This is a genomic window from Pedobacter boryungensis (genome assembly GCF_013204825.1).
GTDB classification, from domain to species: domain Bacteria; phylum Bacteroidota; class Bacteroidia; order Sphingobacteriales; family Sphingobacteriaceae; genus Pedobacter; species Pedobacter boryungensis.
The window spans coordinates 732,609-747,457 of sequence record NZ_JABMKV010000002.1; the positions used below are offsets into that span (position 1 = coordinate 732,609).

The window sequence follows — 14,849 nt, forward strand, 5'->3', positions numbered from 1 at the left end:
TCTTAATGGTCAATTTTTTCTTCATTTCTTGCTGCTTCTTCTGCAGGAATTAGTTTACGAGCTTTTTTTGCATCTAACCACAACATTAATGCTGGCAGGAGAGTTAAATTAAAAATCAAAGCCACAATTAGAGTGATAGAAAGCAATAATCCTAAAACGACAGTTCCGCCAAATGTAGATGCGGTGAAAATGCCGAATCCAAAGAATAAAATTAGAGCAATGTGTGTCATACTTACTCCAGTTTCTCTAATTGTATCTGAAACCACTTTCGCAACACTATAATTTGTCAATGTTAATTCCTGCTGGTATCGAGTTAAAAAGTAAATAGTTTGGTCGGAAGCTAAGCCAAAGGCGATGGTAAAGATTAATATTGTTGATGGCTTAAGCGGGATGTGAAAATATCCCATTAGTCCAGCTGTAATGACCAAAGGAACAATATTTGGCAATAGGGAAATAAACATAATGCCAAGGCTTTTAAATTGCGCCAATCGCAGTAGAGAAATTAAAACAATTGCTAATCCGATACTTTCAAATAAATGTTTTAACAAATAATCTGTTCCTTTTGAAAAGATAATACTTGACCCTGTTAACTCTATATTATAACGTTTAGGTGATAAAATAGAATCAATTCTCGGTTTAAGTTCTACTAGTACGGCATCTAAACGTTTAGAACCAATATCGGCCATTTGAAAACTTACACGAGCAGTTTGTTTATCTTTATCTACAAAATTGGTTAACATGTTTCCATTGCCTTTACCAGAGTTGGCCGCGTAAGCTAGAATGAAATTTTTCTCTATATCAGTTGGTAGACGATAAAATGCAGAATCTCCATTATAGAATGCTTGAGAAGCATATTTTAATCCAGTATTTAAAGAAATAGAACGTGAAAACTCTGGGTAAGAAGCAATCATCCGTTCCATTTTATCAATTTTATTTAGAGTGGAGATGCTTAAAATTCCATTTTTCCTTTTGGTATCAACACTAATTTCTAATGGTAAAATTCCTTCAAAATTCTTTTCAAAAAACTTTAAGTCAGTTAAAATTTGCGAACTTTTAGGTAAGTCATCTACTACATAACCATTGATGTTTATTTTATAAATTCCAATAAATGATATCGCTGTTAAAATAATTGTCACAACATAAATTAATAGACTTTTTTGTTGGACTAATGCATCAGTTTTTGCCAATAAATGATCTAAAAAATTAGGGATATGTTTTGCATTTGCTTTCCCTTTTGGTATTGGTAAATAGCTGAAAATAATTGGAATTAAGCATAAGCACATTAGCCAGGTGAACATCACATTTAAAGCGGCTACACTTCCAAATTGCATTAATAATTCGCTGCCAGTAAAGTATAAAACCCCAAAGCCAATAGCTGCGGTTACGTTTGCAATTAATGTTGTAACGGCTATTCTTTCAATAGTTATAGCAAGTGCTTTTTGTTTATCGCCATGCTTTTTGAGCTCGTTATGGTACTTATTTAATAACAATATACTATTAGGGATACCAATAATGACAATCAATGGTGGGATTAAACCTGTTAAAATAGTAATCTCATAACCGAATAATACTAATGTTCCAATACTCCATATTACACCCATAACCACTACCAAAATAGGGAAGAATACAGCGTAAAAACTTCTAAAAAAGATTAATAATATTAAGGCTGAAACTAAAATTGATAAACCTAAGAAAAGTACAAATTCATTAGAAACTAATTTGCTTGTTGCAGTCCTAATAAATGGTAAACCAGATTTATGAACTTCAATACTTGTACTTTTTGCAAATGCATCTGCTTTTGCTTCAATCTCTTTTAATATTGGATTTCTATTAACAGAGTTTAAAATTTTTGGATCAAAAGTAATGGCCATTAACGTAGAGTTACTTTCTTTGTTAAGTAACAATCCGCTATAAAAAGGCATTCCTTGTATTTTGTTTTTCAACGAATCCATTTCTGCATCCGTTTTAACCAAACCGCTCGGAATTGGACTAACTACAAATTTTTGATTTATAGTGTCTTTTTGTAATTCAAACAGTTTTCCAATAGAAAGAACTCCTTTTATTCCTTTTAATTTTTGGATTTCATCTGATAATTGTATCCACTTATTATAATTTTCCTTTTTATAAATGTTTGGACTTTGAACTCCTAAAACCATTACGCTTCCATCTTCTCCAAATGTCTTTTTAAAAGCGTTATACTTGATAAAAACAGAATCTGTTAATGGTAAAATTTTGCTTCCAGCATAAGAAAGTTTTAAATTTCGAGCATGCCAAGCCATAAAAATGGTTGCAACAAGAAAAAAAAGGATAATAGGAATTCGGTTTTGAAGTATAGCTCTAGAGAGTTTAGCCCACATAATCAACTGCGTTTAAAAAGTAAAGAAAGTATAAAAATGCCTTAAATGCAAAATCTACACCTATAATTTCGCTTTAGGTTAACATACAAAAATCGCTATTGTTTTGTATTGAAATAGATCATTTAACAATTTTGATGTATTTTAGCATGATCATGGAAAGGTTTTTAAAAAGTTTTTTTTATGCATTTAAAGGTTTAGCATATGCTTTTAAAACACAACTAAATTTTAAAATGCATTGCTTTTCTGGGGCTTTGATCATAGCATTAGGATTATATCTCAAACTATCAATTATAGAATGGTTGTGGATTAGTTTAGCAATTGCATTGGTTTTTATTGTCGAACTAATTAATACAGCTATGGAGGTTTTAGTAGATTTAGTTTCACCGCAGCAACACCCAAAAGCTGGGACAATTAAAGATATTGCTGCAGCCGCAGTTTTAGTCACGGCTTTGCTTGCGTTAAGTATCGGATTACTTATTTTTGTTCCTAAGTTAATCTGATAAATGCTACACAAAACCCGTGGAATTGTTTTAAAAACTACATTGTATAGTGAGAGTAGCGTTATTGTTCAAGTTTTTACAGATAAATTTGGGATACAATCTTACTTAATTAATGGAGTAAAAAAGGCAAAAGCAAAAATACCCATGAATGTTTTGCAGCCTTTACATTTATTGGATATGGTGGTGTATCATAAAATGAATACTCAAATTCAGCGTGTAGCTGAAGCTAGGCCATCACCAGTTTTTCGCTCAATCCCTTATGATGTAATCAAGAATACTATAATTCAGTTTTTGAATGAGGTGCTGTACAAAAGTATAAGGCAGCAAAATACAGATGAAAATCTTTTCGACTTTATTTATAACGCGGTGAGTTGGTTTGATGAAACTACTGAAGCGAGCATAAATTTTCATTTGGCTTTTTTGCTGAAACTGTCACGATTTTTAGGTTTTGCACCCCATGCTCAAACCCGTAACGATCAAAAATATTTCGATTTGCAAGAAGGAGATTTTACATCTATACCTCCAATTCATCCATATTTTATAAATAAAACTGAGGCAGATTATTTTTTATTGCTATTTACCACGTCATTTGAAAGATTAAATGAAATAAAAATCGATAACAAAATTAGACGATTAATTTTAGATAAAATATTGGTTTACTATACGTTACATACGGCTTCTTTTGGCCAAATTAAATCTCATCAAATATTGGAAGATGTTCTTTCATAAAAAAAATGAAATTATTTTTGCAAAACAGTTAGAAGACACTATATTTGCAATCCCAAAACGAAGGAACATTTATTAAGTTTTGAAGTAAAGGGAAAGAAAGGGAGCTTAGCTCAGCTGGTTCAGAGCACCTCGTTTACACCGAGGGGGTCGGGGGTTCGAACCCCTCAGCTCCCACCAAAAGCCTTAGAGAAATCTGAGGCTTTTTTGCTTTAAAAGCATATATTTATTAAAAATTCTTTTTATACTCATGGATAGTGCTCGCAAAAGAAGAGTTGTTTCTCTTATTATTATAGTTGTAATCTTAATAATTGTTGCTAAAGCTTGTAATTTTAGTTTTAGAGATATATTTCCAGGTAATAGCTAATATCTTTTAGCTAAAAAATGTTAACCCTTAGTTAATATCTGCGCCTGATTTTAATTTTCTTTTTCTATTTTTAAATCCATGAACTATAAACTAGGGATAGCATGGGTATTTTTACTAATCAGTCTTAAATCGGCAGCGCAACAAAAGCACGAAACTTATACACAAAAATTAGAAGGCACAAAACTTTCATTTGATATGCAAGCCATAGCAGGTGGAAGTTTTTTAATGGGTAGTAAAAATGGCAATGCCGATGAAAAACCAATTCATAAAGTAAAACTCGATCCTTTTTGGATGAGCCAAGTTGAGGTGACTTGGGATATTTTTGAACCTTTTCTCTACAAAGATTACGAAGTAAATAATACTACAAATGTTTCTGCCCAAGTTGATGCCGTTACGCGACCAACAAAACCATATTTAGATATGACTTTTGGAATGGGAAAGCAAAATCATCCGGCATTGGCTATGACTCAATATAATGCTATACAATTTTGCAAATGGTTATACGCTAGAACAGGGATTTTTTATCGCCTACCAACGGAGGCAGAGTGGGAATATGCCTGCAAAGCAGGAAGTAATGAAGATTATTACTTTGGTAACGACAGTAAAAAGTTAAATGAGTACGCCTGGTTTAATTTAAATAGTGAAAAGAAGACGCATGAAGTAGGGTTAAAAAAACCTAACGCTTGGGGTTTGTATGACATGCTTGGAAATGTTGCAGAGTGGACATACGATGAATATAGACCTGATTTTTATGCGAGCTCTGGTCAAGCGGAAATTAAAAACCCTGTAGCAATTGCTGATAAGTTATACCCATTAGTTATTCGTGGGGGCTCATATGAAGATGACGCAAAAGCACTTCGCTCTGCAACTAGAAGAGCATCTGATCCAGCTTGGAAACAAATCGACCCACAAATTCCTAAAAGCAATTGGTGGTTTCCTGAAGCCCCTTTTATTGGTATACGTTTAGTACGACCGCTTAATACTCCTACAAAAGAAGAAATTGACGCCTATTATAATCGACCTCCAATAGCAGATTACTAACCAAATATAACACCTGATAAAACCAAAACTAATGAACGACAACAACAAAACACACAATGAACGCAGAGAATTCTTAAAAGCTTCTGCACTTGTAGCTGGCGGCGTAATGATGAGCGGCTATTCTTGGGCTGGTATGCCTTCTTCTAATGATGACACTATTAAAATTGCCTTAATAGGTTGTGGAGATAGAGGAACGGGTGCCGCTTTTCAGGCTTTAAGCACCAAGTTTAATTTGAAATTAGTAGCAATGGCTGATGCTTTTCAAGATCGTCTTGATAATAGCTATAAAGCAATCTCAACTAAATTTGGGGCTAAAGTTGATGTGCCAAAAGAGCGTCAATTTGTGGGCTTTGATGGTTATAAACAAGCTATCGCATTGGCGGATGTTGTTTTATTGGTAACTCCTCCAGGTTTCAGGCCTATTCATTTTGAAGAAGCTATTAAACAAGGAAAGCATGTTTTTATGGAAAAGCCTGTTGCAGTAGATTCTCCAGGAATTAGAAAAGTTTTGGCTGCAGCAGAATTAGCAAAACAGAAAAAATTAAATGTGGTTGTTGGTTTACAGCGTAGATATCAAACTAATTATAGAGAAACGTTAAAAAGAATACAAGATGGTGCAATTGGCGATATAGTTTCTGGTCAGGTGTATTGGAATAGCGGTGGTGTTTGGGTAAGACCACGAATAGCAAGTCAAACGGAAATGGAATATCAAATGCGCAATTGGTATTACTTTAATTGGCTATGTGGAGATCATATTGTAGAGCAACATGTACATAATATAGATATCGCGAATTGGGTTAAAAATGCATATCCAGTTTCTATTCAGGGTACTGGAAGTAGAGCATGGAGAACTGGTAAAAATTACGGAGAAATTTACGACAACCATGCGGTTGAACTTACGTATGCAGATGGCTCGGTAATTTACAGCCAATGCAGACACTTTGAAGGCACAAATAATCGTGTTGATGAAAGTTTTCAAGGCACAAAAGGTAGGGTTTATCTTTCGGCCAATAATTCTGGAATTTTATGGGATCATAAAGGGAAAGAATTGTTTAGTCATAATACAAAAGGTAATGCTAATCCATACCAAACTGAGCATGACGAATTATTTGCGGCAATTACTAATAATGAGTATAAATTTTGGGATGCTGAACGAGCGGCTAAAAGTTGTTTCACAGCCATAGTTGGACGTTATGCTACGTATTCGGGAGAAGTTATTAAATGGGATGATGCTTTAAAAGCTGAAAATAGTCTTTTTCCAGAACAGTTAAGTTGGGATGCTAAACCAAAAGTTTTGCCAGATGCAAACGGACTTTATCCGGTAGCTATGCCAGGTAAAACAAAAGTGTTAGGTCAATCTTAATTTAATGCAATCACATTTAAAGTACTTTTTAGGACTAACATTTATTTTTTTGTCAGCAGCAAATTATTTGCCTTTGCGTGAATTTAAAATAAATGGTTATGCACAAGGAACAAGTTATTCGATTAGCTATTTTGCTGCAGATAGCTTAGTTACCCAAACGCAAGTAGATAGTATTTTAAATGTGATTGATTTATCAATGTCACTATACAAACCTAATTCAGCTATTAATAAATTCAACTTAGCAGAAAATGGAATAACGTTGGATTCTCATTTTGCGAAAGTAGTCAAGCGATCGTTCGATATTTTTAAAGATAGCAATGGACTGTTCGATATTACGGTTGCGCCATTGGTTCAGTATTGGGGTTTTGGACCCGCATCATTAAAAGATAAACCAAATACGCAAACTATCGAAAACATTATGCAATGCGTTGGGATGGATAAAATTGAGCTCACAAAAAATTACTTATCCAAAAAGAAAGCATGTGTAAGTATAGATTTAAATGGTATTGCTCAAGGTTATTCTGTAGATGTGGTAGCAGATTTTATACTTGCCAAAGGGATTAACGTATTTGTTGTTGAAATTGGTGGAGAGTTACGGGTAAAAGGACCAAAACCAGATGGAAAACCAATACGAATTGGTATTGAAGGGCCAAGTGAAACTCCAGCTGCAGAACCTAAGATTAAACATATCATGTCGTTTACAGAAGGTGCAGTAACTACATCAGGCAATTACCGCAAATATTTAACGAATGGCTCAAAGAAGATTTCACATTTGATTAATCCTAAAACAGGTTATCCCTTAGCGAACGAAATGATAAGTGCAACGGTTTATGCACCAGATGCAATTACTGCTGATGGTTACGACAACGTATTGATGGGAATGACCATAAAAGAAGCTTTATCTTTTGTATCTGCACATAAAAACTTGGAAGCATACCTTATTTACACTAAACCCGATGGTAAAATTGCCGATACGCTCACTACTGGTTTTAAAAAGATGATGATCAAGTAAATGTTATTTAATGTTAATTTCGTAATCGTTATATCTCAATTTTCTATTTTTAAGCCGTATGATATTTATAGAGAATGAACACATAAAAGTATCCTTTGCTGCAAAAGGCGCAGAGTTACAAAGCATTTTAGGTACAGATAGTTTAACCGAATATATGTGGAGTGGCGATGCTAATTTTTGGGGAAAGTTTAGCCCTGTTTTATTTCCAATAGTTGGTGCATTAAAAGAGAATAGTTATCAGTTTGAAGGTAAAACCTACGAGTTGTCTCGACATGGGTTTGCTAGAGACATGGAATTTGAATACCATCACATCAGTGAACAGGAAATTCTTTTTACCCTCACACATAGTGATGAAACCTTAAAAATTTACCCTTTTGAGTTTACCTTAAGTTTGCGATATAAACTATCAGGTGCAAGTTTATCTTGTACTTATGAAGTTGTTAATCCTGCTGAAAAGGAATTACTTTTTTCCATTGGTGGTCATCCAGCGTTTGCTGTACCTTTAAACAAGCAAGGTGCTTATACCGATTACTTTTTACAGTTTAACAAGGATGCTGAATTAACCTATCATCACATTGTGGATAATTTAATATCACCTAAAAAATCGGTTTTAACATTAGATGAGGGTAAACTTACATTGCAGCATGAATTGTTTTATGAGGATGCTTTAGTTTTTAAAAGTTTAAAAAGTGATCGCATTTCCATCTTAAATACTAAAAATTACAACGGTTTAGAATTCAATTTTAAAGATTTCCCATGCTTTGGCGTTTGGGCAGCGAAAGATGCAGATTTTGTATGTTTAGAACCATGGTGTGGCATTGCCGATGGCATAGATCATAATCAGCAATTAAAAGATAAAGAAGGTATAATTAGCTTAGCTCCCAAACAACATTGGGAAAGAATATGGCAAGTTACTTGCTTTTAACCTAAACTTTCCATAATGGATTCGAGAAGAGATTTTATAAAAAAAGCGGCCTTATTATCAGGTGCATTTGGTTTGCCTAACGTAATTCCGATGTCTATACAAAAGGCGATGGCAATTAATGCCGAGCCGGGTAGCACATTTTATGATGCAGAGCATATCGTTTTTTTGATGCAAGAAAATCGTTCGTTCGATCACATGTTTGGCAAAATGAAAGGTGTGCGAGGTTTTAATGATCCGAGAGCAAAAACACTTCCTAATCAGAATAAAGTATGGTTGCAAAGCGATGAAAAGGGAAAAACCTATGCGCCATTTCATGTAGATATTAATAAAACTAAAATTACATGGCAAGGCGGATTGGCACATTCATGGCCAGATCAAGTTGCTGCAAGAAATAAAGGGAAATACGATAAATGGGTGCCTGTAAAATCGTTAATGACTTTAGGATATTATAAGCGAGAAGATATTCCTTTTTATTACGCAATGGCTGATGCGTTTACCATTTGCGATCATCATTTTTGTTCATCGTTAACAGGTACCACGCCAAATAGGCTTTTCTTTTGGACGGGGACAATTCGTCCAGAGCAAAATGGAAATTCAGTTGCAGTGGTGAATAATTCGCAGGCTGAATCGCAAGATAATGTGTTTGTAGATTGGCAAACTTTTCCTGAATTATTAGAAGATAATGGAGTTTCTTGGAAGGTTTATCAAAATGAATTATGGACTGCAAAACTAACTAATTTAGATAAGGACGGAGAAATTGACGATTGGTTGGGTAACTATGGCGATAATCCGTTAGAATACATTACACGTCATCATGTTAAATTATCGGCTTATTTCCGCAAAAATGGAGATAAAACAAATCACCCTGAGCTAACAGTTGATGAAGTTTTAGCAAAGTATAATCAACTCTCGCAACGCGAAAAAAATTTAATTGATAAAGCGTTTACCACCAATATTGATAACCCTGATTATTTAAAATTAGCACCATTTACTTTTACAAATGATGAAGGTAAAACGGAAACGCTAAACATTCCGAAGGAAGATATTTTTGAGCAGTTTAGAAAGGATGTTGATACTGGGAAATTGCCAACTGTTTCGTGGTTAGTTGCTCCTCAACGATTTTCAGATCATACTAGTTCGCCATTGTATGGTACGTGGTATGTTTCGGAAGCGATAGATATTTTAACTAAAAATCCAGAGGTGTGGAAGAAAACGATTTTCATTTTAACATATGATGAAAATGACGGGTATTTTGATCATTTGTCACCTTTTGTGCCGCCAAAACCAGAAGATTTATCGACAGGGAAAGTAAGTGAGGGGTTAGAAACGTGGGCCGATTATGAATTTAAAAAGGATAGTCCGATAGGTTTAGGATACCGAGTACCAATGATGATAGCCTCGCCTTGGAGTAAGGGTGGTTATGTGAACTCGCAGGTTTTCGACCATACTTCTTCTTTACTATTTTTAGAGAATTTCTTGAGCAATAAAACGGGTAAGAAAATCAAAAGTGATACGATTAGTCCGTGGCGGAGGGCGATTTGTGGAGATTTAACATCGGTATTTAGACCATATACTGGTGAGACTATCAATACTCCAGCAAGGCTGAAAAGAGAAAAAGTAATAGGCGATATTCAAAATGCAAAATCTAAGCCTGCTCAAGTAACGCCAACAGCATTAGCAAAGGAAGAGATTGATAAAATAAATTCTTTGCCGCCATTTCATAAAGATGCATCTGAATTTGCACCTGTACAAGAAAAAGGTACAAAGCTTGCTTGTGCATTGCCTTATCAATTACAGGTTGATTCACTTATTAATATCGATAACATTGAACTAGATTTTACATCGCTTAAAACTTCATTTGGACAGAAATTGGCAAATGTGGGTGCGCCATTTAGTGTTTACACGCCAAGTAGCTACTTAAAAGAAGCTGGCAAAACCTGGAATTATGCGGTAAAAGCTGGCGGTTGGTTAAGAGATAGTTGGAAGATTGCTGACTTTAAGGATGGGATTTATAATCTTGTTGTTAATGGGCCAAATGGTTTTTTCCGTCATTTTAAAGGAGATAAGCACGATCCACTGTTAAGTCTAGAGTGCACCTATGAACAGAATGGTGTATTAAAAAAAGCAACAGGCAATATTCAGCTTTTGCTCGAGAATATTGAAATGTCGGCTTTGCAAATTCAAATTACAGACGATGTTTATAAAGCCAATTCTAAAAATATCACCATTGCTGCAAACAGTAAAAAGACCGTTACCCTTAATTTGCAAAAAAGTCTGGGTTGGTACGATTTTAAAGTTGAAGTAAAGGGTAAAGCAAATTTTAGTAAGCATTATGCAGGCCATGTAGAAACTGGAGAAGATTCTATAACAGATCCTTTTATGGGTGGTGTGTTGTAAGCGCTAAAGAATTACCGTTTTGCAGGTGTTAGGTTTCCTTTTTACATTGGTAGTTTTCTTTTTTACATTGTTAGGTTTCCTTTTTACATTGGTAGTTTTCTTTTTTACATTGCTAGGTTTCTTTTTGACATCGTTAGATTTCTTTTTTACATCGTTAGTTTTCCTTTTTACATAGGTAGATTTCTTTTTGACATAGCTAATTTTCCTTTTTACATTGGTAGATTTCTTTTTTACATTGTCAGTTTTCTTTTTTACATAGCCAAGTTTCTTTTTTGCATTGCTAGTTTTCTTTTTTACAATGGCGGTTTTCTTTTTTACATAGATAGATCTCTTTTTTACATTGCTAGTTTTCTTTTTGCTGGTAGGTGAATTTGTGATAAACCACTAACTTTGTACTATGCAACCTACTATAAGACCAATTAAGCAGAGTGATGATGTTGCGTTAAGCAAACTCATTAAAAGTGTTTTAACGGAATTTAAAGCGAATAAACCTGGTACGGCTTTCTTTGATGAAGGCACAAATCATTTATCGACTGTGTTTGAAAATGATAAGTCTGTTTATTGGGTGATTGAAGAAAATGGAGACGTGATTGGCGGTGGCGGTATTTTTCCGACGGCAAACTTACCAGAAGGAACATGTGAACTAGTGAAACTTTATTTGTATCCTGAAGCTAGAGGGAGAGGTTTAGGCAAAGCTGTTATGGATAAATGTTTTGCGTCTGCTATAGCATTAGGGTATGAGAATATTTATTTAGAATCTATGCCAGAGTTAAATCAGGCTGTAAGTATGTACGAACGGTTAGGTTTTGAGAAATTATGTAGCTCGTTAGGTAATTCGGGGCATTTTGGTTGTGATATTTGGATGGTGAAAAAATTGTAAAAACTTGCCCTTGCATTAGGATTCCCAATCGAGTTGGGAATGACGGTTGAGATGATAAGGTGATATCATCTAATCGCTAATTCTTTCTAATAGATTCCTCGTGCCTCGGAATGACAAATTTTGTTTTATAATGCATTAATATTCCCAATCGAGTTGGGAATGACGGCTATGTGGGAATGGCAAATCTGGTTATTATCATGATTATTCTAACAACAAATCTTCTTCTTCATCGCCTAAGCTCAATTGGATATTATCATTACCAGAAATTCCTTCAATGGAGCCACGAATATGTGCAGCGTTTAAAAGTACTTTTTCTAGCTGTTTTTCTCTGCTTTTCCATAGGCGTTCCATGGCATCTCGTTCTCGCTGAATAGATAGTTTCATGCTCATAAAACCTTCGCGGATAGCTTTCCATTGTTCAGAAAATTCATTTCCATTAAGGTAATCGTACAACATGTGCATTTTATCGCCCTTGTTTTCTTGTGTTTTAGTTGCGCCAAATAGTTTTATAATTCCATCTCTCAGGATATAAGAAACTGCTTTAACTTCATCAAAGGAACAAATCCATACGCCATCTTTTTCTCCGAAACAATCCATCCCCTTTGGGTAACATTGGGTAACAATTACAGCAACATCTACGCCCATGCTGCGCATATCTTTTTTCAATTTCTCAATCCATTCCATCGAAAAATCCTTAGTTCGTTTGCTTTCGTAAATAATTTTACCACATTCTTGTCCGAATTGGTTGCGCACATTATGTACACAATCTGCCCCTCGAACACCCTTGCCAACTTCCTCAATTAAATCAAATGGAAAAGTATTTCGAAGCAATTCTTCCAGGATTAATTCCTGTACTTCACCTTGTAATTGCATAGAACCCTGCTCGGCTTTACGCTTCATTTCTTCGGCCAGTTTCTTTTGGTCGTCTAGTTGTTTTTCTAATTCCTTAACGCGGAGCTGATGTTCGGTATCTTTCAAATTGTTCTTTTCCAATTCTTGCTTGCGCACTTGGGCAACTAATTCTTCGCGTTGTTCTTGTAGCTTACGTTGGATGTTTAACTCCAATTCTGCTTCGCGATTTTTTATTTCTTGTTCCTTTTTTAAAAATTCAATTTCTTTAGCACGAGCAAGTTTCAGCTTTTCTTCGTTCTCTTTATTGGCCTCTTCGAACATTTTCAGTTTATTCTCGAAATCTGCGCTTATCGTTTTACGTAAATTTTCGGCCATTGATGTTTGCAAAGCAGCCTTTTCTTGTGCTAATTTTTGCTCGAAAGCTAGTTCTTGTTGCTTTTTTTGCGTGTTGTAAAGTTCTTCTTGTTGTTTTTTTTGAATTTCAAATGCTTGGGATTTTTTCAGGAATTCTTCCTCTTTTTGCTTTTTGTAGCTTAACATTTCTTGCCTCATTCCTTGTTTAAGGTCTTCGGTAATTGCTGCTTCAAGCGGAAAAATATGATTACAACTAGGACATTTGATTTCTGTAGACATTTGCTATGATTTTATTGATGCTAAATTTTAGGCGAACTCAAAAATACAGAAATAATGGATAGGTTTTTACAGCCTAATGTCTATTTTTGGTTTACAATAAAACCTCCATGTTTAGGTCGATAATTAACGCATACAAAACCTCTTTTTCTGGATTAAGTAAAGAAACCTGGCTATTAAGTTCGGTAATTTTATTGAATCGTTGCGGGTATATGGCGGTTCCATTTATGGGTTTGTATGTTACGCAAGCACTGCATCGCCCTGCGTCTGATGCTGGCATTATTATTTCTTTATTTGGTATAGGTTCTATTTTGGGTGCAACAGCAGGGGGTAAGTTAACCGATATGTTTGGGTTTAGACCGGTCCAAATTTTTTCATCCCTAATTGGTGGTGCGCTTTTTTTAGTGTTTTCGCAGGTGAGCCACTTTAATACACTATGTGTGTTAGCCGTATTAATTAGCTTTTTTTACGATGCTTTTCGACCAGCAAATTTTACAGCTATTGCTGCGTATGCAGCAGAAGGAAAAGAAACTCGTTCATATTCTTTGAACCGTTTAGCTACGAATATAGGTTGGGCTGTTGGGGTGAGTATGGGTGGTATTATTGCTTCTTTTAATTATAAATTGCTATTTATTGTAGATGGAACTGTAAGTATTTTAGTCGCCGTAGCTATTTTTATGTTTTTGCCTACTGTTAAAGGTTTTAGAAAGGCAACGATTGAAAAAATGAAGGGAATTGTGGTACGCAAGCCTTGGCAGGATGCGTTGTTTGTGAAATTTATTTTGCTCACTACTGTTTTTGCAACATGTTTCTTTTTAATGTTTAGGGTGGTGCCTGTGTTTTTTAAAGAGGTTTGGCATTTAGACGAGGCATTAATTGGGTTAATTTTAGGTGTGAATGGAGTTTTAATTGCACTGTTTGAAATGATCATGATTAGTAAGATCGAAAATAAACGACCGGCAGTTTTTTATATTGTAATAGGGGTTTTAATTGTCGGACTTTCTTTTGCCGTGTTAATGCTGCCAAAATTTTTGCCAGTTGTTGTGGCTTTATTAAGTGTAATTTGTTTCACATTTGGTGAGATGTTTGCAATTCCATTTATTAATACTTTTGTTATTAAACGTAGCAACGAATTTAACCGCGGACAGTATGCTGCGGGCTATACGGTTGGCTGGTCTATTGCACAAGTAATTGGTCCTACTGGTGGATTTTATTTAGCTGAAAAACTCGGTTATAATGCACTTTGGATAGGTATTACAATCTTACTTTTAGTTTGCGCTTATGGGTATAGCGCTTTAAATTATAAGGAAGAATTAAAAAATTAAATTAATCAAACAATCATTGCACTTTTTTGTTCATCTTAGCATATGAAGAAACGGATACACATTTTAGAAGATGATAAGGATATAGGTTACATCATCGAATTTTTATTGAAAGATGAGGGATACGATTTACAGCTTTCCTCTACATTTGCAGAAATGAAAAAGAAGTTAAAAGATTCAATTCCTGATCTTTTCATTTTAGACGTAATGCTTCCAGATGGAAATGGTATTGAAATTTGTCACGATTTAAAGAATGACATTTTCACTAAACATATTCCGGTTATTGTGATGTCGGCTAATATTAGAAGCAAACAAATGAGTGAAATGGCTGCGCCAGATGATTACATTAGCAAACCATTTGACTTAGACGATATCGAAAATAGGATTAAGAGATTAATAGATAAAAAAGCAGTGTCATAAGCTTTTAAAGGGATGAACCAGGTGTGAAAATCTGTGTTCATCTTTTTTTGCCTAAAA

General features: G+C 34.7%; 12 protein-coding genes and 1 tRNA gene. 11 read left to right on the forward strand and 2 right to left on the reverse strand.

Annotated features, from left to right (window positions below; translation table 11 throughout):
- Window positions 1–2: 2 nt before the first annotated feature.
- A complete protein-coding gene (locus tag HQN85_RS09805) occupies window positions 3–2,357 on the reverse strand; it encodes an efflux RND transporter permease subunit (protein ID WP_246249714.1) in 2,355 nt (784 codons plus the stop codon).
- Between the two features lie 152 nt (window positions 2,358–2,509).
- Here HQN85_RS09805 and HQN85_RS09810 point away from each other — a divergent pair, with 152 nt between their 5' ends.
- The 9 genes from HQN85_RS09810 (at window position 2,510) to HQN85_RS09850 (ending at window position 11,568) form a co-directional block, all read left to right on the forward strand.
- On the forward strand, window positions 2,510–2,857 hold the full coding sequence (locus tag HQN85_RS09810; protein ID WP_173271680.1) for a diacylglycerol kinase family protein: 348 nt from the start codon (window positions 2,510–2,512) through the stop codon (window positions 2,855–2,857).
- Between the two features lie 3 nt (window positions 2,858–2,860).
- On the forward strand, window positions 2,861–3,586 hold the full coding sequence (gene recO / locus HQN85_RS09815) for a DNA repair protein RecO (protein ID WP_173271681.1): 726 nt from the start codon (window positions 2,861–2,863) through the stop codon (window positions 3,584–3,586).
- A 99-nt stretch (window positions 3,587–3,685) separates the two neighbouring features.
- Window positions 3,686–3,763, forward strand: a tRNA-Val gene (locus HQN85_RS09820).
- Window positions 3,764–4,028: 265 nt separating this feature from the next.
- Window positions 4,029–4,991 (forward strand): formylglycine-generating enzyme family protein, encoded by a 963-nt coding sequence (locus tag HQN85_RS09825; RefSeq protein ID WP_173271683.1) that lies wholly within the window; start codon window positions 4,029–4,031, stop codon window positions 4,989–4,991.
- A 31-nt stretch (window positions 4,992–5,022) separates the two neighbouring features.
- A complete protein-coding gene (locus tag HQN85_RS09830) occupies window positions 5,023–6,354 on the forward strand; it encodes a Gfo/Idh/MocA family protein (RefSeq protein ID WP_173271684.1) in 1,332 nt (443 codons plus the stop codon).
- Between the two features lie 4 nt (window positions 6,355–6,358).
- Window positions 6,359–7,366, forward strand: coding sequence for an FAD:protein FMN transferase (locus tag HQN85_RS09835; protein WP_173271686.1), 1,008 nt, complete (start codon window positions 6,359–6,361; stop codon window positions 7,364–7,366).
- Window positions 7,367–7,424: 58 nt separating this feature from the next.
- The gene (locus HQN85_RS09840; RefSeq protein WP_173271687.1) at window positions 7,425–8,291 is read left to right on the forward strand and encodes an aldose 1-epimerase family protein; all 867 of its coding nucleotides are present in this window, start codon (window positions 7,425–7,427) and stop codon (window positions 8,289–8,291) included.
- Between the two features lie 15 nt (window positions 8,292–8,306).
- The gene (locus HQN85_RS09845; RefSeq protein ID WP_173271688.1) at window positions 8,307–10,688 is read left to right on the forward strand and encodes a phosphocholine-specific phospholipase C; all 2,382 of its coding nucleotides are present in this window, start codon (window positions 8,307–8,309) and stop codon (window positions 10,686–10,688) included.
- A 397-nt stretch (window positions 10,689–11,085) separates the two neighbouring features.
- Complete coding sequence (locus HQN85_RS09850) at window positions 11,086–11,568, forward strand: GNAT family N-acetyltransferase (protein ID WP_173271690.1); 483 nt, start codon at window positions 11,086–11,088, stop codon at window positions 11,566–11,568.
- Window positions 11,569–11,769: 201 nt separating this feature from the next.
- On the opposite strand, the gene HQN85_RS09855 is transcribed toward HQN85_RS09850, so the two are convergent.
- On the reverse strand, window positions 11,770–13,053 hold the full coding sequence (locus tag HQN85_RS09855) for a DUF2130 domain-containing protein (protein ID WP_173271691.1): 1,284 nt from the start codon (window positions 13,051–13,053) through the stop codon (window positions 11,770–11,772).
- A 107-nt stretch (window positions 13,054–13,160) separates the two neighbouring features.
- Between HQN85_RS09855 and HQN85_RS09860 the strand changes: the two genes are divergently transcribed.
- Both HQN85_RS09860 and HQN85_RS09865 read left to right on the forward strand, forming a co-directional pair.
- Window positions 13,161–14,375, forward strand: a complete 1,215-nt coding sequence (locus tag HQN85_RS09860; RefSeq protein WP_173271693.1) for an MFS transporter — start codon at window positions 13,161–13,163, stop codon at window positions 14,373–14,375.
- A gap of 42 nt (window positions 14,376–14,417) precedes the next feature.
- Window positions 14,418–14,792 (forward strand): response regulator transcription factor, encoded by a 375-nt coding sequence (locus HQN85_RS09865; protein WP_173271695.1) that lies wholly within the window; start codon window positions 14,418–14,420, stop codon window positions 14,790–14,792.
- The last annotated feature ends 57 nt before the right edge of the window (window positions 14,793–14,849 follow it).